The sequence below is a fragment of the Pseudoalteromonas sp. 120-MNA-CIBAN-0494 genome (genome assembly GCF_040308885.1).
Lineage (GTDB): Bacteria > Pseudomonadota > Gammaproteobacteria > Enterobacterales > Alteromonadaceae > Pseudoalteromonas > Pseudoalteromonas nigrifaciens.
The window spans coordinates 19,313-41,507 of record NZ_JBEOOE010000012.1 but is presented as its reverse complement, the minus strand read 5'-3'; the positions used below and the strand labels follow the sequence as shown (position 1 = coordinate 41,507).

At 40.8% G+C, this 22,195-nt stretch carries 20 protein-coding genes; 10 read left to right on the top strand and 10 right to left on the bottom strand.

From position 1 onward, the window contains the following. Positions 1–2: 2 nt before the first annotated feature. Entirely contained in the window at positions 3–1,313 is a 1,311-nt protein-coding gene (gene fadI, locus AAEY55_RS09630) for an acetyl-CoA C-acyltransferase FadI (RefSeq protein WP_011327655.1), read from the top strand. Further along, on the top strand, positions 1,313–3,502 hold the full coding sequence (gene fadJ, locus AAEY55_RS09625; RefSeq protein WP_350551014.1) for a fatty acid oxidation complex subunit alpha FadJ: 2,190 nt from the start codon (positions 1,313–1,315) through the stop codon (positions 3,500–3,502). Before fadI ends, fadJ begins: the two co-directional genes overlap by 1 nt. A gap of 342 nt (positions 3,503–3,844) precedes the next feature. Here fadJ and AAEY55_RS09620 read toward each other — a convergent pair whose 3' ends face one another. Continuing rightward, positions 3,845–4,231, bottom strand: coding sequence for an MmcQ/YjbR family DNA-binding protein (locus tag AAEY55_RS09620; protein WP_011327657.1), 387 nt, complete (start codon positions 4,229–4,231; stop codon positions 3,845–3,847). A 192-nt stretch (positions 4,232–4,423) separates the two neighbouring features. Between AAEY55_RS09620 and yeiP the strand changes: the two genes are divergently transcribed. Continuing rightward, positions 4,424–4,996, top strand: coding sequence for an elongation factor P-like protein YeiP (gene yeiP, locus AAEY55_RS09615; RefSeq protein WP_011327658.1), 573 nt, complete (start codon positions 4,424–4,426; stop codon positions 4,994–4,996). 139 nt (positions 4,997–5,135) lie between these two features. Beyond that, positions 5,136–5,330: a hypothetical protein gene (locus AAEY55_RS09610; RefSeq protein WP_011327659.1), complete on the top strand. Its 195-nt coding sequence runs from the start codon at positions 5,136–5,138 to the stop codon at positions 5,328–5,330. A gap of 23 nt (positions 5,331–5,353) precedes the next feature. Here AAEY55_RS09610 and AAEY55_RS09605 read toward each other — a convergent pair whose 3' ends face one another. Together AAEY55_RS09605 and AAEY55_RS09600 are read right to left on the bottom strand one after the other, a co-directional pair. Next, positions 5,354–7,609, bottom strand: coding sequence for a bifunctional diguanylate cyclase/phosphodiesterase (locus tag AAEY55_RS09605; RefSeq protein ID WP_179807225.1), 2,256 nt, complete (start codon positions 7,607–7,609; stop codon positions 5,354–5,356). A gap of 64 nt (positions 7,610–7,673) precedes the next feature. Beyond that, positions 7,674–10,397, bottom strand: coding sequence for an insulinase family protein (locus AAEY55_RS09600; RefSeq protein ID WP_350551009.1), 2,724 nt, complete (start codon positions 10,395–10,397; stop codon positions 7,674–7,676). 192 nt (positions 10,398–10,589) lie between these two features. On the opposite strand from AAEY55_RS09600, the gene sixA reads away from it, so the two are divergent. After that, on the top strand, positions 10,590–11,060 hold the full coding sequence (gene sixA, locus AAEY55_RS09595; RefSeq protein WP_089367948.1) for a phosphohistidine phosphatase SixA: 471 nt from the start codon (positions 10,590–10,592) through the stop codon (positions 11,058–11,060). Between the two features lie 27 nt (positions 11,061–11,087). Further along, positions 11,088–11,438, top strand: a complete 351-nt coding sequence (locus tag AAEY55_RS09590; RefSeq protein ID WP_011327663.1) for a RidA family protein — start codon at positions 11,088–11,090, stop codon at positions 11,436–11,438. Positions 11,439–11,479: 41 nt separating this feature from the next. On the opposite strand, the gene AAEY55_RS09585 is transcribed toward AAEY55_RS09590, so the two are convergent. From AAEY55_RS09585 to AAEY55_RS09570, 4 genes are read right to left on the bottom strand one after another with little or no spacing between them, the layout of a single operon-like run. After that, on the bottom strand, positions 11,480–12,127 hold the full coding sequence (locus AAEY55_RS09585; protein WP_011327664.1) for a lactate utilization protein: 648 nt from the start codon (positions 12,125–12,127) through the stop codon (positions 11,480–11,482). Beyond that, on the bottom strand, positions 12,127–13,626 hold the full coding sequence (locus AAEY55_RS09580; RefSeq protein ID WP_011327665.1) for a LutB/LldF family L-lactate oxidation iron-sulfur protein: 1,500 nt from the start codon (positions 13,624–13,626) through the stop codon (positions 12,127–12,129). The genes AAEY55_RS09585 and AAEY55_RS09580 overlap by 1 nt, the downstream gene beginning before the upstream one ends. Next, positions 13,623–14,399, bottom strand: coding sequence for a (Fe-S)-binding protein (locus AAEY55_RS09575; protein ID WP_011327666.1), 777 nt, complete (start codon positions 14,397–14,399; stop codon positions 13,623–13,625). Before AAEY55_RS09575 ends, AAEY55_RS09580 begins: the two co-directional genes overlap by 4 nt. Positions 14,400–14,411: 12 nt before the next feature. Continuing rightward, on the bottom strand, positions 14,412–16,109 hold the full coding sequence (locus AAEY55_RS09570) for an L-lactate permease (RefSeq protein ID WP_011327667.1): 1,698 nt from the start codon (positions 16,107–16,109) through the stop codon (positions 14,412–14,414). 115 nt (positions 16,110–16,224) lie between these two features. On the opposite strand from AAEY55_RS09570, the gene AAEY55_RS09565 reads away from it, so the two are divergent. Then, positions 16,225–17,127, top strand: a complete 903-nt coding sequence (locus AAEY55_RS09565; protein ID WP_179807223.1) for a LysR family transcriptional regulator — start codon at positions 16,225–16,227, stop codon at positions 17,125–17,127. 39 nt (positions 17,128–17,166) lie between these two features. Here the strand turns inward: AAEY55_RS09565 and AAEY55_RS09560 are convergent, their stop codons facing one another. Together AAEY55_RS09560 and smrB are read right to left on the bottom strand one after the other, a co-directional pair. Beyond that, positions 17,167–18,090 (bottom strand): AEC family transporter, encoded by a 924-nt coding sequence (locus AAEY55_RS09560; protein WP_350551002.1) that lies wholly within the window; start codon positions 18,088–18,090, stop codon positions 17,167–17,169. A 41-nt stretch (positions 18,091–18,131) separates the two neighbouring features. Then, positions 18,132–18,689: an endonuclease SmrB gene (gene smrB, locus AAEY55_RS09555; protein WP_041454372.1), complete on the bottom strand. Its 558-nt coding sequence runs from the start codon at positions 18,687–18,689 to the stop codon at positions 18,132–18,134. Between the two features lie 123 nt (positions 18,690–18,812). Between smrB and prmB the strand changes: the two genes are divergently transcribed. The 3 genes from prmB (at position 18,813) to AAEY55_RS09540 (ending at position 21,436) form a co-directional block, all read left to right on the top strand. After that, positions 18,813–19,748, top strand: coding sequence for a 50S ribosomal protein L3 N(5)-glutamine methyltransferase (gene prmB, locus AAEY55_RS09550; RefSeq protein ID WP_011327671.1), 936 nt, complete (start codon positions 18,813–18,815; stop codon positions 19,746–19,748). A 105-nt stretch (positions 19,749–19,853) separates the two neighbouring features. Then, entirely contained in the window at positions 19,854–20,951 is a 1,098-nt protein-coding gene (aroC, locus tag AAEY55_RS09545) for a chorismate synthase (RefSeq protein WP_086998304.1), read from the top strand. Between the two features lie 125 nt (positions 20,952–21,076). Continuing rightward, complete coding sequence (locus tag AAEY55_RS09540; RefSeq protein ID WP_182679218.1) at positions 21,077–21,436, top strand: DUF4112 domain-containing protein; 360 nt, start codon at positions 21,077–21,079, stop codon at positions 21,434–21,436. A 9-nt stretch (positions 21,437–21,445) separates the two neighbouring features. Here AAEY55_RS09540 and AAEY55_RS09535 read toward each other — a convergent pair whose 3' ends face one another. Beyond that, positions 21,446–22,138: a 2'-5' RNA ligase family protein gene (locus AAEY55_RS09535; RefSeq protein WP_350550999.1), complete on the bottom strand. Its 693-nt coding sequence runs from the start codon at positions 22,136–22,138 to the stop codon at positions 21,446–21,448. Positions 22,139–22,195: the final 57 nt, after the last annotated feature.

Here is a 22,195-nt window from a genome sequence, read left to right as displayed (position 1 = left end):
TAATGTCTGAGCAAAACATACTTAAAACACCAAAAGGCGATCGTATAGCCATAGTTAGCGGCCTACGTACACCTTTTGCCAAGCAAGCAACAGCGTTCCACCATGTACCTGCACTTGATATGGGTAAACTTGTGGTTAACGAAATGCTTGAGCGATTAAATTTCAACAAGTCAGAAATTGATCAACTTGTATTTGGTCAGGTAGTACAAATGCCAGAGGCACCAAATATAGCACGCGAAATTGTATTAGGTACTGGCATGCCGGTATCGGTTGATGCGTATTCAGTATCACGTGCCTGTGCGACTAGTTTTCAGGCTATTGCCAACGTTGCTGAGTCTATTATGGCCGGCTCTGTTACTGTAGGTATTGCTGGTGGCGCCGATTCTTCATCGGTACTACCCATTGGCGTGAGCAAAAAATTAGCTGGCAGTTTAGTTGATTTAAATAAAGCGCGTACCTTAGGTCAGCGCTTAAAAATATTTTCAAAGTTGCGTTTAAAAGATCTATTGCCAGTGCCTCCTGCGGTTGCAGAGTACTCAACAGGCCTTTCAATGGGGCAAACTGCTGAGCAAATGGCTAAAACACATAACATTAGCCGTGAAGATCAAGATGCATTAGCGCATCGCTCGCATTCATTAGCAACCCAAGCATGGGCAGATGGAAAATTAAAAGATGAAGTAATGACGGCGCACTTACCGCCATATAAAAGCTTTATTGAAGAAGATAACAACATTCGTAAAAACTCAACGGTTGAAGGCTACGCTAAGCTTAAGCCAGTATTTGACCGCCAACACGGTACAGTAACTGCAGCAAACGCCACCCCATTAACCGACGGTGCAGCTGCGGTATTAATGATGAGCGAAAGCAAAGCAAAAGCACTGGGTTACGAAATCCTTGGTTATGTACGCAGTTTTGCGTTTTCAGCCATTGGTGTTGAAAAAGATATGCTTATGGGTCCAGCTCATGCCACGCCTATCGCACTAGATAGAGCGGGTATTACCCTTGCCGACCTAGACTTAATAGAAATGCACGAAGCGTTTGCATCGCAAACACTTGCTAACATGAAAATGTTTGCCTCAGATAAGTTTGCGCAAGAGCACTTAGGTCGCAGCAAAGCGATTGGCGAAATTAACATGGATAAGTTTAACGTATTAGGTGGATCGCTTGCTTATGGACATCCATTTGCAGCAACCGGTGCTCGCTTAATTACGCAAAGCTTATACGAGCTTAAGCGTCGTGGTGGCGGTTTAGCATTAACAACAGCCTGTGCTGCAGGTGGTTTAGGTGCAGCTTTTGTATTGGAGAGTGCGTAATGTCAGATTCAGTATTTAATTTAACGGTTGATGAAAATAAAATCGCCGTAGTAACTATAGATGTGCAGGGCGAAAAAATGAATACCCTGCGTAGTAGTTTTGCCGATGATTTAAAAGCCTTACTAGCCGAAGCTAAACAGCAGTCTGTAAAAGGCATGGTATTTATTAGTGGTAAAAGTGATAACTTTATTGCTGGCGCTGACGTTAAAATGCTTGATAGCGTGCAAAAGCGTGAAGATGCTTTAGCTATTAGCGAGTTATGTCACCATGCATTTTTTGACATGGAAAACCTACCTTTCACTACGGTTAGTGCTATTCATGGCGCAGCTTTAGGTGGTGGATTAGAGTTTGCATTAGCCTGTGATTATCGCGTAGGCACCGACAGTAGTATTACCATAATTGGTTTGCCAGAAGTGCAATTAGGTTTATTACCTGGCGGTGGCGGTACTCAGCGTTTAACTAAAATAATTGGCATTCAAAAAGGCTTAGAATGGATGCTAACTGGTAAGCAAATTCGTGCAAAGCAAGCTAAAAAAGCTGGTGTATTAGATGATTGCGTACCACATAGCGTGCTATTAAAAGTAGCGAAAGAATTTGCCGCTAAAGGCAAAGCACCAGCTAAAGAGCCAAAACTCGACACCGTGAGCAAGCTGCTAGAATCAAATCCGTTTGGCCGTAACTTTATCTTTAAAAAAGCAAAAGAAAACGTCATTAAACAAACGGGCGGACATTACCCTGCGCCACTTTTAATTATTAAAGCAGTACGTGCAAGCGTAGAGCTCGATAAGCTAAAAGCGTATAAAACCGAAGCGGAAAGCTTTGCAACGCTGGTAATGAGCGATGAATCAAAAGCGCTGCGCAGTGTATTTTTTGCAACCACAGAAATGAAAAAAGACTGGCGTAACGACGACGCACCAGCAATTAACAAAACCGCAGTGTTAGGTGGCGGACTAATGGGCGCAGGTATTGCGCACGTAAGTGCCGTTAAAGCTAAAGTACCGGTACGTATTAAAGATGTAGCAGAGCAGGGCATTAGTAATGCAATGAGCTACACCTATAAAATTTTAGATAAGCGCATAAAGCGCCGTATTATGTCTAAAGCCGATATGCAGCTAACAATGAGCCGTATTACAGGCGCTACCGATTACAGCGGTTTTAAAAATATAGATTTAGTAATTGAAGCGGTATTTGAAGATCTTGAGCTTAAACAAGGCATGGTTGCTGATGTAGAACGTGAATGCCAAGAAAATACTATTTTTGCAAGTAATACCTCGTCATTACCTATTTCGCAAATTGCAGCTCAAGCTCAGCGCCCTGAAAACGTGATTGGTTTACATTATTTTTCACCAGTAGAAAAAATGCCACTGGTAGAAATTATTCCACACGCAGGCACCTCAAAAGAGACCATTACTCGTGTGGTAAATTTTGCGCGCAAGCAAGGTAAAACACCTATTGTAGTAAAAGATACCGCCGGCTTTTATGTAAACCGTATTTTAGCGCCTTACTTAAACGAAGCGGCTAACTTAATGCTAGCAGGCGAGCCAATTGAAAAAATTGATGCAGCCTTAGTTGAGTTTGGTTTTCCGGTAGGTCCATTGGCATTACTTGATGAAGTGGGTATTGATATTGGTTCTAAAATTGCGCCAATTTTAGAAAAAGAGCTAGGCGAGCGTTTTAAAGCACCCGATGCATTTACTCGTATGATAGAGTCAAAACGCCTTGGTCGTAAAACTGGTCGTGGCTTTTATGAGTACGATAAAAAAGGTAAAAAGGTTGATGAGTCAGTTTACGAACTACTAAACGTTACCCCAGCTCCACGTTTAAATAAAAGCGAAATTGCCAAACGTTGTATCGCACAAATGCTAAATGAAGCGGTTCGTTGTTTAGACGAAGGCATTATTGCCAGCCCACGTGACGGTGATATTGGTGCTATTTTTGGTATTGGTTTTCCACCGTTCTTCGGCGGACCATTTAGCTATATGGATAAACTAGGCGCAAGTAAAATAAGCTCAGACATGTCTACATTAGGCAGTAGCAATGCAATTTTTACCCCTTGCGACACGCTTGTAGCAATGGCAGAGTCAGGTGCTAAGTTTTATGCCGCTCAGCCAAGCGCAGAGCCAACAGTTGAGTCAGAGCTTGCAGAGCAAGCCACTGACGATGCTGCAGCGCCAAGTGCTAAAGAATAAGTAAATAAGCATTTACTAATAAAAACCGCATTTTATATGCGGTTTTTTTATGGCTAAATTATTTAAGCGAAAGCCTATTAAAAAGTTTACTAACCACTCAAATTATTAAACTCACTAAATATCACTCGAATAAGTAATAAACCATACCCTTAGAGAGTATTGTCTACTGCTTGAAAGTGGGTTTTTGTACTTGCTGATATTTAAAGGTAAACGCTGTGTGTTGAAAAGTGTTTTGGCATCGAGGTATATAACAGGATGTTTGAATTTAGCTTTAGGGGGGCTAAATATTGGTAATAAATACGCTTGAAGTACTTCAAGCGTATTTAAAATAAAATGGAGTATTTAAAGATGGGCGGCGATAATTTTTTTATCTTTTTCAGGCATGTTATCTACCACTAAATCAAATGAATTATCAATCATTCGCTTAATCTCATTTTGCGGGATTGTGCCATCTAGTATTATGGTATTCCAAAGGCGTTTATTCATATGATAGCCAGGGATCACTGCAGTAAACATATCTCTTAATGCTAGTGCTTCGTCGGGGTCACATTTTAAATTTAACCACCAAATAGGCTCGCCATTGGCGTCGTTATTATCATCATTACCCAGTGCAAGGGTGGCAAACATTTTATGGTTTACCTTGTAAACATCAACTTCTTTAGAAAAAGGTTGGGTTACTTTAACTAGTGGTTTGTTAACTAAATACTCATGTACAGTTTGTTGGTCCATGATCCATTCCTTGAAGTCATACTCGATGAAACTACCATAACAGTTTTTTTAATGTTTGATTATATGTATTTTTGTAAAAATCATAATTTTATGAGTTAATCCAAGGTATAGCGGGGTTTTGAAGCAGTTTTAGTTGAACAAAATCTAGTTCGTGGTATGTTTCTCAGAGTCAAAAATAATAGGAATATATTCATGCCAAAGGCGAGTGAAGTTAAAAAAGGGACAGCCATTGATTTTAATGGCCGCGTTTTAGTTGTAAAAGATATAGTACGCTCAGTTCCACAAGGTCGTGCTGGTGGTAGTTTGTACCGTATGCGTTTATACGACGTAGTAACGGGCAGCAAAGTGGATGAAACATTTAAAGACAGTGATATGTTAACACTTGCTGATTTAACTCGTCGTGAAGCGATGCTTTCGTACATTGATGGTGACGAGTATGTGTTTATGGATAACGAAGATTACACGCCATATAACCTAAGTAAAGATGCGATTAGCGAAGAGATTTTGTTCGTAAATGAAGAAACTCAAGGCGTGCACGTTATTGTAATAGATGGCGCACCGGTTGGCCTAGATTTGCCATCAAGTGTTGAACTGGTTGTGGAAGAAACCGACCCATCTATTAAGGGTGCTTCGGCGAGTGCACGCTCAAAGCCGGCGCGTATGTCTACAGGGTTAAATATTTCAGTTCCTGAGCATATTTCTACAGGCGATCGTATTCGTATCAATACTGCAGAGCATAAATTTATGGGCCGTGCTGAAAAGTAAGCGCCTAATTATTTATATTAAAAAGCCGACTTGTTCGGCTTTTTTTATTGCTTAGATTCAAATAGTAAGTGCATAGCTTTAAAAATAGTCATTTTATGGTTAAAATACGCGGCTTGTTTTTACAGGTTTAGGTATTGCTTTGATTTTTGTTTTATTAAGCGCAGTGTTTATAGCGATTATGTATTTAGAGGCGATTAAAAAGGGTATGCCGGTTAAGCGTTGGCTGTTGTTAGCGGGTTTACTTGGGCCGGTTGCATGGTGTTTGTTTAATTTACATTATCGCCGTGCGTTACTGCGAAGTGTAGGTATTAACCCTTGCATATGGCGTCCTTAATTTTTTATTTCTGTTTTTTAACTTTAATTAGTGACAGCCACTTTTTTAATCGGGCTAATTAAACTAGGTACAGACTTGCTGTGCTGGAGTTTTAAAAATTCGGTAAACTCATCTTTTGATAGCGGCTTAGAGTAATAGTAGCCTTGTACTGTTTCACAGTTTAATTGTTTGAGTATTTCTATTTGCGACGCTTGCTCTACGCCCTCTGCAACCACATGTAGGTCAAGGTTATGGGCAATAGTAACAATTGAGTCGACCATATTGCGGCCGCGCTCGTTTTTCATGTCATCGATAAAGGCTTTATCAACTTTAAGCGTATTAAGCGGAAACTGCTTTAAATAGGCCAGCGAAGAGTAGCCGGTACCAAAGTCGTCCATTGCTAAATGAATACCTCGGGCGCTGAGTGAGCACATTATTGCGATAGCATCTTTAGGGTCGTCCATTACCGTGCCTTCGGTAATTTCTAGCTCTAAAAAGTAAGAGGGCAATGCATTTTTTTGTAAAATCACATCAATACGTGTTGTTAGGTCGGGTAAACTAAATTGCTTTGCCGATAAATTCACAGCAACTCTGCCATTAAATAAGCCCGCATCAAGCCACTCTTTTACATCGCGACAGGCTTTATTTAAAACCACTTCACCAATTTCTATTATTTGCCCTGTTTCTTCTGCTATTGGGATAAAAACACCCGGGCTAATAATGCCTTTTTTAGGCGTGATAAAGCGTACTAATGCCTCCATTCCCACAAGTTTACCGGTATGAATATTCATTTTTGGTTGGTAATACACGGCAAAATGATTTTCTTTTAAACCAAAGCGCATTAGGTTTTCTATTTGCAGGCGCTTTACGGCTTCACGGTTCATGGTGTCATTAAAAAACAGATAACTATTACCTTTCTTTTTAGCGTGGTACATAGCTGTGTCGGCATTTTTTAATAGTAGCTCTGGGGTATTACCATCTTCAGGGAACAACACAATGCCAACGCTTGAGGTAATGGCAAGCTCATGTCCGGCCATTTTAAAAGGCGTAGCAATAGCCGCTAAAAACTGTTTAGCGGTGCGGGTAATCGTATATATGTCGTTAGTATCAGACATTACCAGTGCAAACTCATCGCCGCCTAAACGATAAAACACGTCATTTTCGCGAGTGAGCTTATTTAGCCGCATAGCGAGTTTAGCTAATAAGCTGTCACCTAGTTGGTGCCCTAAAGAGTCATTTATTTTTTTAAAGTTATCTAAGTCGAAAACTAACAAAGCATGGTGCGAGTTTAGTTGCCCTAATTTTTGTAAGTCGGTAAAAAACAAATTACGGTTAGGCAGGTTGGTGGTGCGGTCTCTATTGGAGAGGTTATGCAGTTGCGATTCGGCTTTTTTACGCTCGGTTAAATCAGAGTATACAACGACATAGTTAGTTATTTGGTTTTGATCATTTCTAATTTCATCAATCGAAATTTCTATGGGTAATAAAACATGTGCACTATTGCGTAATTTAACTTCTTGTTGCAGGCTATCTCGCTGGTATACGGTTTTTTTAATGGTGTTAATGTAACTTTTATCGTAGCCGGGCAAATTAAAATCTTTTTTAAGGTACTGCTCGCGCACGCCACCAAATAAGGTTAAAAAGCTGGGGTTAATATCGACTAACTTAAAGTTTTTATCGTAAATAGCCAGGGCGTCGGTTAGCGATTCAACGCATTTTGCAAAAAGGTTTAAGCGCTCTTCGGTTAGCTTTAATTGTGAAATGTCGCGCACTGTGCCTGTCATGCGTAAGGGACTAAGGTTGGTGTCTTTTTCTATTATTTTGCCGCGATCGAGTACCCAGAGCCAGCCGCCAAAATGATCTTTAATCCGATAAGTCGCTTCAAAAAAAGGAGTTTGCTGAGCAAAGTGTTTTTTAAGTAAATATTCTACTTGGGTAATGTCGCTTGGGTGAATAAGGCTTTTATTAGGTGGAAACTCTGTTGATAATATTGAATCCATTAAGTACTTATCGTTAATACGAAGTACTTTACCGGTTTTTATATTCCAATCCCAAAGGGTATCGCCACTGCCTTCAACAGTGCTTTTTAAGCGTTGTTCAGAAAGCATAAGTTGATAGCGCGAGCGCTTAAGTTTATATATAACCGTTAGCATGTAGCATAAAACAAGCACAATTATTGCGCTTGCCGTAACTGCAACGGTATTTAAATTTAAGTTAAAAGTTGCCTCTAAGGCATATAGGCTATGCGAGGCAACTAATAGGGCTAATAGTAAGCTTATTTTTATTATTATTGTGATCATTATTTTTATTGTTTTTATAACATTTAATTTTCAAACGACAATCTAAATCAAGCGTTACTCACTGTCAAAGAGAATGCGAGTAAAGGGCCTGATTATGCGCTTTATTAGGCTTTGCAGAGCTTAAAAATTCATACCTAGGTCTATTTTCATTAAAAAGGCTTAGCGCGTATGCTTTTATATCTGCAAGGGTTAATGCATTTAATGCATCAAGCAAGCGTTGTTGCATATGAAACTCGTGATCGCGATTACCAATAGCTAACCATAATCGTTGCGAGCGCAGTCGCAGGTTTTTATCTGCTTCGGCTATATGTGTGGTTAGGCCGTGCTTTTGTTGTAACCAATCTTGTGGGGTTAAATTATCGATATTGGTTAAATAGTCATGAATAAAGTTATTATGGCGCTGCAGTATTGTTTTGGCTTCAAACTTGGGTGATTGCACATAAAAAACAATGCCCGCGCGGGTGTTAAAAGGCGCGTAACCGGCACCAACTAAATAGCCTAATTGTTGCGTGGTGCGTAGTTCGTTAAAATAATCTTGATTGATTAGATGATTTAGCGCCATCATTTTTACTTTTTCACTTACACAGTCGGTTTGTGCTTGATAGTAAATAAGCATAGCGTGATCATTACAAGGAAGCGTTAACTCAAAGCGCGTTACTTTGTTAATTTCAAATAATGGCCGTGTTAAATCGGCTATTACAGCGGCGCTTTTTAAGTGCGCGGCTACTTTTTTCTGAAAACTAATTGCATCAGCTTGTTGCCAGTTACCATGTAAAAATGACTCTACATGCAGGGCTTTAAAAAAGTCTTGTCTAAATTCATTAAATTGCTGAAAACACGTGTTTTTTAATGCGTCAGCCAACTCGTCTGGCTGTGGATTCCACGGCATTATTTTTGCGCCTAACATGCTAAATAGCTCACCTACGGGCTTATTTTGATTACTGTTACGCCAATGCCTTACTAATTGCTTTTTATACTCGGCAAAACGTTTAGAGCAAATTTCTACGTTAAATAAAGCATCAATGAGCTCATCAACCAGCTCTAACTGGCTTGATGAGAGCCCCGCTGTATGTAGTGTTAACCCACCTTGATGAGACGTTAAGTGATAACTAAGTCCTGCAAGTTCGGCAGGGTAAAATTGCTCGCTAACGCTATCCATAAATAAATCAGAAAAGAGGCGGGTAAGTGCCATGTGCTTTACATCTTTTACTGCAAAGTCTGAGTCCATTGCCAAGTAAAAGTGACCTTTGGCAACGCGAAAGGTGTTGTCTTGTTTAAACCAAAAATCAAAACCAGGCTCTGAAACTATTAGCTCAGGTTTTGTTTGTGGCTTAATTATATCAAACAGCTCAACGTCTTTGGTTAAATAAGGATTAACAACGGGTAAGCGCATTTCATTGAGTGGTTTATTAATATTACTTAGTGCATCGAGCCAACTTGTCGAAATTTTTTCAACCTTGTATGGTGTGTTATACCAAGCGGCTTTATGTTGAGGCTCAACCCCCGGGTGAATAAGTACCAAGCGCATATTGTGTGGCTTTAACCATTGCATGGCCATTTTATGGGTGGCGTGTTTAAAGCCTTCCATTAAATAGTCGCCTTGTAAGTAGTTTGGCTCATCGTAATGTTGCATATTAATGCTTAAGTTACTTACCCAGTCTATTAAGCGCGATTGTTCTTGGTTATCGAAGGCAATTTGTAATAGCTTCTTTTTATCTTGGTATAAGCGCGGCAGTTGTTCAATATTGTTATTAATGAGGCAAATATATTCAAAGATCATTTCAATAATATCTTCAAAGTATTCAATACCTTCATCCGTTAGCGCCATACTAATATTAAAGTCTTTAAAATTACTGCCATTAATACCACCTCCGGCAGAAAGTGCATTTATCCAGCCTTGCTGTTTTAAAATAGAGTATAACGAGCCCGCACCTTCATAACCGAGTAAGTGTGCAATAAAGCTCACTGTTTTGTGACGATAAAAGTCATCAATATTAGGCATTGCAAAGCTCACTATAAGCTTTTGCATATGCTTATGAGGTTCAATGTGCAGCAGTTTTCCTAGGTCTTGCGCTCGGTATAGCGGCGCACTAATTGCGGGTTTTGGTTGCTTGGCGTTACCACAAACCGCAGTAAAGTATTGTTTTGTCCATGCTTGGAGAGTGTCGAGCTCCTCATTAGCGCATATGACCAAAGTCATGTATTGAGCTTGGTAAAACTGCTTAAAAAAGTCTCTTAGCTCGTCGCTAATGCAGCGCTCTCTGTCGGCTAATGTTTGTAAATTACCTACCGAAAATTTAGCAAAAGGGTGAGCCGGATTAACCGTTTCTTTATGTACTTGGTATATACGACGGCCGTCGTCTTTAATTTTTAATTTAAATTCTGCTTCTATCGCGTTACGTTCTTTTTCTGTTTCTGCAGCATTTAATAATGGCGCAATAAAAAACCGGCTAAATTGCTTTAGCGCATGTTCAAATTCTTGATTATTAATGTCAAAAAAGTAGCAAGTGTGCTCAGTTCCGGTCCAGGCATTGGTATTGCCGCCCGCTTGTGATACAAAATTATTAAAGCTACCTGAGTCAGGAAATTGATCTGTGCCTAAAAATAGCATGTGCTCTAAAAAGTGTGCTAAGCCTTGCCTATCAACAGGGTCGTCAAAATGTCCAGCATTAACAGCCATAGACGCAGCGGCTTTTGTTGCATCTTTATCTTGCACTAAGAGTACTTTTAGACCATTGTCCAGTGTTAGAGCGCGGTAGGCTCTGTTATCATTGCGACTGATATTCAAATGATGCTCCTGAAACTAAATGTTTACTTGTTAACAACAGATGATAACTTCAGGACAGAGAAATACAGCGATAAGATTTACCTGAATATCATGACAGAACTATTTAAGAAAAAAATAGTGTTACCTTGTTAATATAGCGGAAGAACGGGCAAATTGGCTACTGTTTTATATTCTTTAATTGGTTGATTTATTATGAAAACAATCTTAATAATGCGCCACGGCGAAGCAACGCCAATGCAGGCCGATGATGCAGCGAGACAGTTAACCCAAAAGGGTCATATTGAAGCTGAAAAAATGGGGCTGTGGCTGGCAAAAAACTATTCACCCGATGCGCTGTTAGTTAGTCCTTACATTAGAGCTCAACAAACAGCAAAAGGGGTTGCTAAAAATAACACGTTTAAATTTAGCGAAACCTGCAAAGACATTATACCTGAAGGTAAACCGCAAATTGCAGCCGATTACATCGAAACGTTAATAGCGGCGCATCCTGCGTGTAATACTTGGCTAGTAGTGGCGCACATGCCCATAGTAAGTTATTTGGTTGATCAGTTATGTGTGGGCCATATGCCTATTTTTAATACCGGTGCAGTTGCCGTAATTAATTATAATGAGCAAACCCAGCGCAGCGAATATAAAAACATAAATGCGCCTGACACTGTTTAATGCCAAACAATTTGGAAAATATAAATTATGACAATTGAACGCCTTCAAACTAATGCGCGTATGAGCCGCATAGTAAAGCATAACGGTATTATTTATCTGTGTGGACAAGTTTGTGCAGACGCTGAAAAAAATATTAAAGAGCAAACTCAAACTATGCTCGATAAAGTAGCTACTTTACTAGATGAAGCCGGCAGCTCGAAAGAGAATATGCTAAGCGCGACTATATATGTAAAAAGCATGGAGTATTTTGCTGAGATGAACGAGGTGTGGGATGCCTGGGTACCTGAAGGCTATGCCCCTGCACGCGCCTGTGTTGAAGCTAAAATGGCTCGAGATGGCTTGCTTGTTGAAATTTCGGTTGTTGCTGCAGTTAAGTAATTAGCAGCTATTAAGCTGCTAATCTTTTGAATTTAAAATGCTTAGATGATTAATACAATTAACTCTTTGGGTCCATGTGCGCCATAGGCAAGCGTCTGTTGAATATCAGCAGTTTTTGATGGACCCGAAATAAACACCACATTAGTAGGCAGCTTATTATGCCACTGCTCCTTTTCAAGTAACTCACTAAAAGTGGGGTAGAGTGTTTGGCTATCCACAATAACAAAGTGTACAGGGGGCACTAACGATAAAGTGCGCGGCTCAGCAACTGTAGGCCACAACACAATCGTGCCCGTTTGCGCAATTGCGCAGCGTGAGCCTGTAATACCAGCCGCTACCTGATCAAACAACCGCTCTTTATGTTCACTAAAGTCAAAGTTATACTTTTCGAGAGTGATCGCGCTGTTTAGCTGTTCAATCTCATTAGTATATTGGCACTGCTCGCCGTATAGTAAGTGATTAATATTACGTTTTTTCAATTCAATATAAATATGTGTCGCTAATTCGCTGCGAGCTATGCTTATCACTTGCGCATGGTTACTTTTTAATTGTGTAGTAAACTGCTCAAGGTATTGCTGCGGGGTTAACTTAGCATAGTTAACAGCGTATTCTTGAGGAAGTTTGTCATAATCTACTTCTTGTATCTGCTGTTTCAGCTTGTTTAAAATACTTCTGCGTGCATTACTCATTATGATTCCTTGCGTTGCTTTAGCTGCTTTGCTTTTTCACGTTCTTTCACTCGTTGGTGCAATGTTTTTGACGCTAGTTTTGGCGCTGTTCTAGCTTCGGTCCAAGGACCAAGTTTCGCGGGTAATAAAAACCGTAGCCGTGTTACTAGCCACATGCTCGATTGATACAGCCAAGGAGAGCGATGAATGATGGACCAGATACTCCATATCAACACTTCTTTATTTTTACGACCACTGCCTTGGCCTTTCATTATATGTGGTTGCTGCGATGCTGGTTTGACGCTTTCTTGGCGTAGTCGTAACAGTAATTTAGGGATCGGAATTTTAACCGGGCATACATCACCGCATGCGCCACATAACGACGAGGCGTTGGGGTGATGAGTAGTTGCTTCTAGCCCAAGCATGTGGGGCGAGACAATTTTCCCGATAGGCCCAGGGTATACTGTGCCATAAGCATGACCACCAATACGAGTATACACGGGGCAGTGGTTCATACAGGCACCACAGCGAATACACTGTAATGTTTGACGTAGCTCTTCATCGCTATACATTTGACTACGGCCATTATCGAGTAACACCAAATGTACCTCTTCTGGGCCATCTTTTTCACCGAGCTGGCGTGGGTGACTAATCATATTAAAATAGGTTGAGATCGCTTGGCCGGTTGCACTGCGTGTTAATAAGCTCAGAAGCGGGGGAATATCAACAAGCTTTTCAACCACTTTTTCTATGCCGGTGATGGCAATATGTAACTTGGGCACTGTGGTACACATACGGCCATTGCCTTCGTTCTCTACTAAACATAATGTGCCCGTCTCGGCAACGGCAAAATTAACCCCAGTGATACCCACATCGGCATGGCAAAATTTATCGCGAAGTACTTTTCTCCCTTGCTGAATGAGTGCATCTACGTCGGTGGTGTGCTCAAAACCGGCGATGTTTTTTGTAAATAAATCGGCAACTTGCTGCTTATTTTGGTGAATCGCCGGCATAATAATATGTGACGGGTGCTGTTTAGCGAGTTGTACTATGTACTCACCCATATCAGATTCTAAGCACTCAATATTATTAGCTTCGAGATGATCGTTAAGCGCGGTTTCTTCAGACACCATCGACTTGCCTTTAACCACCGTTTTGCCATCTTTATCAGCAATAATTGCGCTAATAATTTCGTTGGCTTGCGAGCAGGTTTCGGCCCAATGAACCTTAATACCGTTTTGTGTCAGTTGTTGCTCTAACAGCTCTAACAAAATCGGTAACTTTACTAAACTACGTTGTTTTATTAGTTTACATTGCTCTCTAAGTGTTTCTAGCTCATCAAGGTCGCTAAAAGCATTTTTGCGTTTCTCGACCAGATAATCCATGGCGCCGCGAAAATTACTGCGCAGTTCATCGTTAGCTAGGTCGCGTTTAACATTTTCTTTGAAAGAACGCGCTGAAGCGGCATATTTACTTTCGTCTTGTGTCGCTTGACGTGGATCGATATGTTTTTCACTCATATCTCACCTCCTGCGGTGGTGCGACTTAATAGGTAGCTGGCGATATGCTCCCCTTGTAATGGCGCTTTTTGATGCCTCAGTGCGCCATTAATGTTCATCATACATCCCCAGTCAGCACTGACATAACGTACTACGTCGGCGGCTAGTAAGTTGGCGCTTTTATCGGCCACCATTGCATTAGAGATATCACCATGCTTTACTGCAAAAGTGCCACCAAAGCCGCAGCATTCACTTTCATAGTCATGGGTTATTAACTCGACTTGGCTGAGCTGGGATAATAATTTTTTGCTGGTGATATGCACGCCCATTTCTCTGCGTGCAGCGCAGGAAGTATGCATTGCAACCCGTTCATAAGGGCCGCTATCGGTTAGTTTTATTTTTAATGCATGCACTAAAAACTCAGTGAACTCAAAAATACGGTCACAAAACGCATTTATGTTAGGCTCATCTTTAAGTAGTTCTTGGTAGTGATGGCGCATCATACCGCCACAAGAACCAGAAATAACCACAATTGGAATATCTAATGCAAAATGCTTCACTTGCTCACGCGCCACCGCTTTGGCTTGCTCGGTATAGCCAGAGTTATAAGCGGGTTGGCCACAGCAGCTTTGCCCCTGCGGAAAAATAACCTCAATGCCTTGGCGCTCTAAAAACTCAATTGCGTCAATACCTGAGTCAGGAAACAGCGTATCGTTGAGGCAGGTGCCGAATAAGTAAACCTGGGTTGGGTTTGTCGGGTAGTGTCTTAGGTGTATTGTATTTAACTGGCTCATTGCTAATCCTTGTTATCCTAAATGGTTAAGTGGGTCGGTAATATTAAAGACGTAACTGGCGATCAAACCGAGTAATCCAGCAGTGAGTACGTAGTAGAATGTGGGTATGATAGTACGCTTTATGGTTGCCCCTTCTTGATTGAGTAAACCCACCGTTGCAGAGGCGGCAACGACATTATGAATTGCAATCATATTCCCAGCGGCAGCGCCGATGGCTTGCAACGCAACCAATAACGCGCCGGAAATAGACAACGCATTGGCCACTTCAAATTGAAACTGGCTAAGCATCATATTACTCACGGTATTTGAGCCGGCAATAAACGCGCCTAGGGCGCCCACCATAGGAGCAAAAAGTGGGTAGATGTCACCAAAAGTTAACGCAATTAAATTAGCCATAGCAACAGGCATGGCGTCTAAGCCGGCGTCGTTCACGCCAGAATTAATTAAAATACGTACCATAGGAATGGTAAAAATTAACACAAAGCCTGCACTGAATAGTACTTTTGAGGCATCTTTAGCGGCATCAGTAATTTCAGATACTTTCATTTTATGAATAAACAGCGTCAGCAATGATACAAACAACAAAATACCACCAGGTAAATACAATGGCGCAATACTGCCGCTAATATCCGGCTCGTCTAAAATTAGGTTAAATTGTAATGAGAATTGATTAAGCAGTGCTTTTAAATCTGTTGACAAACGACTCGCCACTAATAATAACGCCACTAGCAAATACGGCAGCCACGCTCTAAATAACGACATAGGGGCTTTGATTTTAGTGGGGGCGCTAAAAGCAATATTCCCCAGCCAAGTTGTTGGCCATTTTTCGCGCGGGGCAAAGTCCCATGACTGAGTGGGTATTAAAAACTTAGCTTTCGCGCACGGTACGACTATCGCTAGCCCAACCAAGGCACCAATTATTGAAGGAAATTCAGGGCCGATAAAAACACCGGTTAACGCATACGGGATGGTAAACGCAAGTCCAGCAAATAGAGCAAAAGGAGCCACTTGAAAGCCCTCGCGCCAGCTGTTATTTTTGCCAAAAAAGCGCGTCATCATACAGATCATTAATAACGGCATTAAAGTGCCAGTAATGGCATGGCCAATGGCAACTTCAGAGGTTATTAATACTAAAAATTGCTCCCAGCTACTGTTATTTGTCAGTAATTGTTCACTGAGTAACGCTTTATCTAAGCCATTACTAACACCAATAATAATCGGCGTACCCACCGCACCAAACGATACCGGTGTCGATTGGATCATCATGCCAATCATAATCGCTGCCATAGCAGGAAAGCCCATCGCTACCAAGAGGGGAGCTGCAATCGCAGCGGGTGTACCAAAACCGGTTGCGCCTTCAATAAATGAGCCAAATAACCAAGCAATAATAATAACCTGAATCCGCCTATCGGGACTGATATCGGCAAAACCACTGCGAATCGTGCTGATCGCACCAGAGTGTTGCAATGTGTTGAGCAACATAATGGCGCCAAAAATAATCCATAATACAGAGATTGTCACCAGCATACCTTGAAGGCTGCTTGCTAAAATACGGTTAAATGACATTTCCCAGGCAAAATAAGCAATAGCCATAGTAACGATTAACACCACGGGCATGGCACGCTTTGCTGGCCATTGCAACGGGATCAGCAATAAAGCGGCAAGTAAGATAGGAGTAAAAGCAAGCAGAGCTTGCAGGTATATCGACATAGAGTAACCACGCTTAATTTTTTATAGTAATTTTTATGCTGTTACTCTAGTAGTTAATTTATTGTTTATATATAGTCTGTAAATTAATGAATTGTTTCCAAAAAAGGTGTAATGAATGGCTAATGCCCATGAACTGACGTTATTTTCATTAGTAGTTGACGCACAATCATTTAATAAAGCAGCAGAGGTTGCGGGGATATCGACCCCAGCTCTTTCTAAAAAAATCAGTAGGCTAGAAAAGGATTTAGGTGTGCAGCTATTATATCGAACTACCCGCAAACTAAGCTTAACCGAAGCGGGCAGCTCGCTGTATCAACATGCAAAGTCAATAGAATTACAATTAAGTGACGCATTAAATAGTGTTAGTGCCTACCGTGGAGCAATTAGTGGTTCGATTAAAATGACCGTACCGACCATTTCAGGGGAGCTACTGCTAGCGCAAGTAGTGGGCCAATTTTGTGAAAAGTACCCTAATGTGAATGTTGATATGCGGCTAGAGAATGACTTTATTGACTTGGTTGATAAACGCATTGATTTAGCGATTAGAACCGGCGTATTAGCAGATTCAAGTTTAATTGCAAAGCCTATTATTAAATCGCGTTGGGTGGTGTGTTGTGCGCCTAATTATATCGAAAAATTTGGCGAACCAAGCAACTTAGACGATCTAAGTCGACATAACTGTTTAGCCTATACCTATCAAGATAAAGGTGCTCGCGAATGGCGTTTTACTCACCAAGGTGAGGAGGTTAGTATTGCCATTAAAGGAAACTTTTCGGCTAATACCGCACAAGCACTTAGGCAAAATGCGCTATCGGGTTATGGCATTGTCTATGTACCACGTTGTTGTGTGTATGAGCATTTGCTAACTGGCGAACTGGTGGCTATTTTACCTGAGTATCAACCTCGTGAACTAGGGGTATATGCTGTGTATCCGTATACGCGCCATCAGCCAGAAAAAATTAAACTGCTGATCGAGTATATTACTAATGCCTACAGTGAACTTAGCGATTACTTTTAAGCTTGTTTTGTTTGATGGGCAGCAGAGTATGTTGAGGAACTACAATAAAAGACACAACCAAATGCTAAAGCTTATACCACTTAAAACGGTCGACATAACCACAGTGCTGGCAAGCGTTGCTTGGTGCTGTTTTATTTGATTAGCAATAAGGTAGGCATTAACACCTAAAGGCGATGCGCTTAATAATATAAGTACGTTGAGTAGTTGCGCCTCTAGCATAAACACAAATCGGCCTAACAATAATACTAAGCAGGGCAGTAATACTAGCTTTAATAATGTGGCGATTAGCGCGGGTTGCCAGTTTTGGCTTATTTTATAAAATGCTAAATTAGCTCCCAACACAAATAATGCGCAGCCAATAGCGGGTTGTGAGAGTAAATCTAAGCCATTAATAATATCCAGTGGCAATATAAGGCCTAAAACATTAGCCAATAACCCTAGGCTAATGCTAAGTACCACAGGGTTTAATAGCATGTTTTTGGCAAATTGTTGCCACGAAAACGCACTTTTTTCGCTTTTTGCACTCACTAAAAAGGTGAGAGTAAATAACAACGCACTATGAAAAGTGATAATCATAAATACTATACCAATCATTTCACGGCCAATTGCTGCAATAATTATTGGTAAGCCAACCAGTACGGTATTTGAATAGCTACTGCCAAGAGCAAATACGCTATGGCGTTGATAATCACTGTGCTTAGTAATTAAAAATCGGTCTATTAAAGCGCCAATTATAAAAACACCCACAACCGCAATATAAAAACTTAAAAAGCCATTTAAGCTCACACTATTGTGTAAGTTAGCTTGCGCCATATTTAAAAATAAAAAAGCGGGAATACTAATATAAAAGGTAAATTTACTAATACCAGTTATATGTTGTTGTTCTAAAAATTGTGACTTAGTGCTAATAAAACCAGCAGTAACAATAAATACCAGCGGAAATATAATTGAAAAAATAGACACTAATATCGCCTTAAATAGTATTTAACCAGAGCTGTGGTTATTTAACGCCTAAACTCATCACTTTGCGGTAAATTAATTAAAATAAGTACAGCGCCTTTACCACCATATTCAAGCGGTGCTTGGTGCATTGCAATTACGTCTGGGTGTTGTACTAAATACTGCGGTACTTTGTGCCTGAGTATATGCCCACCAATGCCATGAATTATGCATGCACAATAGTAATGTTTCTTTTTGCATTCGTGGATCAAACCAGCTAGCTCATCTTTTGCAGACTCTTTATTTAAGCCATGCAAATCTAGGGTTAAATCAGGAACAAAGTCACCACGGCGTAGTTGCTTAGCTAAAAAGCGGTCTTGGCCATCTTGTACATAATTAACCGTACCATTGGTATCAATATCAGGTATATATTCATCCGAAAAGAAGAATTCTGACTGTTGTTGCTTTTTTTGCTGGGCAAACTGCTTTGCTTGTGACACTTTAGGCTTATTAGTAAAGCGGTGAGTGTCTTGTTTAAAAACGCGCGCACCAGTGATACTTTGACGAAACATGTCAATGTCATCATTGCTAATTGGGCTGTTTGAATAAGGATCTTTTTTCATAGCGGCAGTCTAAACAAAAAAAGGGTAAAAATCGAGATAAAAGGCGTTACAATAGGGCAATCGGGAGGCGATTGTGGCCTCGATTGAATTAATAATTTTGAAAGTAGCAGGCAGGCAATACACATGAGTGAATTACAAATAGAAGAAGCAACGCTAGAAGAAGCTGTAGCAGAACTTTCAACCTTACACGACTGGTTACGTTGGACTACAAGCCAATTTGCCAGCAGTGGTATTTTTTTTGGTCACGGTACTGATAATGCGTGGGACGAAGCGGTAAATTTATTATTACCCGCATTAAGCTTACCAATAGATGCGCCGAAAGAATTAATGCATGCGCGTTTAACGAGTACAGAAAAAAACAGCTTAGCGGGCTTAATTGCTGAGCGTATTAACGATTTTACCCCAGTGCCGTATTTAACCAACATTGCTTGGTTTGCGAATATGCCATTTTATGTAGACGAGCGCGTGCTTATTCCACGTTCGCCATTTGCAGAGTTAATTAATAACCGCTTTACCCCTTGGCTTGAAGAGCCTGAGTCGGTTAAGCGTATTTTAGATTTATGTACGGGTTCTGGTTGTATCGCGATTGCACTTGCACAAGCGTTTGAAAATGCGCAGGTAGATGCGGTTGATATTTCTTATGAAGCTCTAGAAGTAGCCGACATAAATATTACAGACTACCAGCTAAGTGAACGAGTATTGCCAATTCAGTCAGATGTGTTTAGTGGTGTACCAGGGCAAACATACGACCTGATCATAGCTAACCCGCCGTACGTTGATGCTGAGGACATGGCCGACTTACCGCGTGAGTTTCATCATGAACCAGAACTTGGTTTGGCTTCAGGCCACGACGGCCTAGACGTAACCCGCACTATATTAAGCGAAGCAAGTAAGCACCTTACTGCAAACGGCTTATTGTTTGTAGAGGTAGGTAACTCTATGGTACATATGGATGCATTGTATCCGGGTGCGCCATTTGAATGGGTTGAGTTTGAACAAGGTGGTTTAGGTGTGTTTGTTATTAGCAAGCAGCAACTTGATGAGTATTTTGCACAATAAAAATCAATATCATTTATAGAAAATGTATTTGAATATAAATTGATATAAGTAAATAGCCGAGTGTAAAGCTCGGCTATTGGTAGTCATTAGGAATGAGGAAAAGTAATGGCAGGTAATAGCATTGGACAGTTATTTAAAGTGTCTACTTTTGGTGAGAGCCACGGCGTTGCATTAGGCGGCGTTGTTGATGGTACACCAGCAGGTCTTGAAATCACCGAGGCCGACCTACAAATAGATTTAGACCGTCGTAAACCGGGGCAAAGTCGTTATACCACGCAGCGCCGTGAAGACGATCAGATAAAAATTCTTTCAGGCGTATTTGAAGGTAAAACCACAGGTACTAGCATAGGTTTACTTATTGAAAACACCGATCAACGCTCAAAAGATTACGGCAAAATTAAAGATGTGTTTCGCCCAGGTCATGGCGATTACACCTATTGGCATAAATACGGCCTGCGCGATTATCGCGGTGGTGGTCGCTCATCAGCGCGCGAAACGGCAATTCGTGTTGCTGCGGGCTCTATTGCTAAAAAATATTTAAAACAATTTCATGGTATCGAAATAAAAGCCTGCTTAAGTCAGTTAGGGCCAATTAAAGCAGACGTTTTTGATTGGAACGAAGTTGAAAACAACTTATTCTTTTTTCCTGATGTGAGCAAGTTAGAAGCGCTTGATGAATATATGCGCGGCCTTAAAAAGCAAGGTGACTCAGTAGGCGCAAAAGTAAAAGTAGTGGCAAGTAATGTACCTGTAGGCCTTGGTGAGCCAGTATTTGACCGCCTTGACGCCGAACTTGCGCATTCGTTAATGAGCATTAACGCGGTTAAAGGTGTTGAAATTGGCGACGGCTTTGATGTAATTGAGCAAAAAGGCTCAGAGCACCGCGATGAACTAACACCACAAGGGTTTACCTCTAACCATGCGGGCGGCGTATTAGCCGGTATTTCTACGGGGCAAGATATTATTGCTTCTATTGCGCTAAAACCTACCTCAAGCATTACCATACCGGGTAACAGTATAAATACTGAAAACGAAGCGGTTGAGATGATCACCAAAGGTCGTCACGATCCGTGTGTAGGTATTCGTGCTGTGCCAATTGCTGAGGCGATGATGGCCATTACTTTAATGGATCATTTGCTACGTCAACGTGGACAAAACCCACATGTACACCACGAGCATGGGCCGATACCCGGTTCGGTATAATTAGAGTTACATTAAGTAGATAATAAAAACGCGGGCGATCCGCGTTTTTTGTATTTGTTTATCAGTGCAAGTTCAACTTTTTAACTAAAGTTAATTAAACAGGTTTGAGGGAGCTAAATGTGACAATGACAAATAACGTAAAGGCTCAGCAACAAGCTGTACTGAAAAGGCTGGAGCGTTTTAGCTTCATTACCGACAGCAGTTTAAAAATTCCTTTTACTAACTTTAAAGTTGGTGCCGATGCGATTATTGGTTTATTGCCCGTTGCCGGTGATATGGCCGGTTTTATTTTATCTGCTTATGTATTAATTGAAGCGCAGCGCTTAGGTGTTAGCTGGACTATAAAACTACGTATATTAGCTAATATGCTTATCGACTTTGTGGGCGGTTTACTACCCATAGTAGGCGATATTTTTGATGCTTACTTTAAAGCAAACACCCGAAATACCCAGCTACTAAAAAAATACTTAGCGCAGCAAAAGTAATAAAGCAATTTAGCTTTTACCCTTGTTAAAAAAGTACTCTGCAATAACCTGCTTTTGTTGACCAAACTGATCTGAAATTCCTATACCTACACCTATTATTTGCCCCTGCGCTTTAGGTGGGTTAGCCTGTATTTGTTTATTTATAACAGCCAGTTGAGGGCTTTTCTCGTTAGCTAATAATGTTAAATGTGGCTGAAAGTTTTGAAAAACATTAGGGCTGCCGTAGCGCTTAAATGCAGTTAACTTGTTGGGGTAGTTTTTAACCCAAGTAGGCACAGTAACATTTCGCTCGCGCAGCGGTTCAATGGCAAGTGTTATCTCGTCAGATAGTCTTTGTAATTGGCGCGACGGCTGTAAATTAATAAAAGCCCAATTACTTTTAGTTACGCTAAAGCCTTCAGCGGTTATGGGAAATGGTTGCTGTTGCGCTACGATGCTTTTTACCGCAAGTTTAATTGCCTCCTCTGTACCGGGCGCAAAGTCAGTTAAATATAAAGTAGCGTGTACCGGCATGCCTTTATCGTAAAAGCTAACCATACCCGCTTGTTTTAATACATCACTGGTTTGCGCCATTAAAGTTATGATTGGTTGCGAAGGAATAGCAAACACATTAATACTGATGTTTTTTGCAACAGCAGGCAGTGATACACCCATAAGCCCAAGCAGGGCAATAAATAAAAATTCAACCTTTTTTATACTCATTAGTTTAAACATAATTTTAGTATTTCAGTAAGCAGCTCTGTCGTTATAGTGATGGTA

Bases quoted from the DNA above. Each gene is read 5' to 3' on its own strand.
- AAEY55_RS09535 (WP_350550999.1), bottom strand. From the start codon at position 22,138: ATGAGTATAAAAAAGGTTGAATTTTTATTTATTGCCCTGCTTGGGCTT.
- aroC (WP_086998304.1), top strand. From the start codon at position 19,854: ATGGCAGGTAATAGCATTGGACAGTTATTTAAAGTGTCTACTTTTGGT.
- AAEY55_RS09580 (WP_011327665.1), bottom strand. From the start codon at position 13,626: ATGAGTGAAAAACATATCGATCCACGTCAAGCGACACAAGACGAAAGT.
- sixA (WP_089367948.1), top strand. From the start codon at position 10,590: ATGAAAACAATCTTAATAATGCGCCACGGCGAAGCAACGCCAATGCAG.
- AAEY55_RS09620 (WP_011327657.1), bottom strand. From the start codon at position 4,231: ATGGACCAACAAACTGTACATGAGTATTTAGTTAACAAACCACTAGTT.
- prmB (WP_011327671.1), top strand. From the start codon at position 18,813: ATGAGTGAATTACAAATAGAAGAAGCAACGCTAGAAGAAGCTGTAGCA.
- smrB (WP_041454372.1), bottom strand. From the start codon at position 18,689: ATGAAAAAAGATCCTTATTCAAACAGCCCAATTAGCAATGATGACATT.
- AAEY55_RS09575 (WP_011327666.1), bottom strand. From the start codon at position 14,399: ATGAGCCAGTTAAATACAATACACCTAAGACACTACCCGACAAACCCA.
- fadJ (WP_350551014.1), top strand. From the start codon at position 1,313: ATGTCAGATTCAGTATTTAATTTAACGGTTGATGAAAATAAAATCGCC.
- AAEY55_RS09540 (WP_182679218.1), top strand. From the start codon at position 21,077: ATGACAAATAACGTAAAGGCTCAGCAACAAGCTGTACTGAAAAGGCTG.
- AAEY55_RS09585 (WP_011327664.1), bottom strand. From the start codon at position 12,127: ATGAGTAATGCACGCAGAAGTATTTTAAACAAGCTGAAACAGCAGATA.
- AAEY55_RS09605 (WP_179807225.1), bottom strand. From the start codon at position 7,609: ATGATCACAATAATAATAAAAATAAGCTTACTATTAGCCCTATTAGTT.
- yeiP (WP_011327658.1), top strand. From the start codon at position 4,424: ATGCCAAAGGCGAGTGAAGTTAAAAAAGGGACAGCCATTGATTTTAAT.
- fadI (WP_011327655.1), top strand. From the start codon at position 3: ATGTCTGAGCAAAACATACTTAAAACACCAAAAGGCGATCGTATAGCC.
- AAEY55_RS09565 (WP_179807223.1), top strand. From the start codon at position 16,225: ATGGCTAATGCCCATGAACTGACGTTATTTTCATTAGTAGTTGACGCA.
- AAEY55_RS09570 (WP_011327667.1), bottom strand. From the start codon at position 16,109: ATGTCGATATACCTGCAAGCTCTGCTTGCTTTTACTCCTATCTTACTT.
- AAEY55_RS09590 (WP_011327663.1), top strand. From the start codon at position 11,088: ATGACAATTGAACGCCTTCAAACTAATGCGCGTATGAGCCGCATAGTA.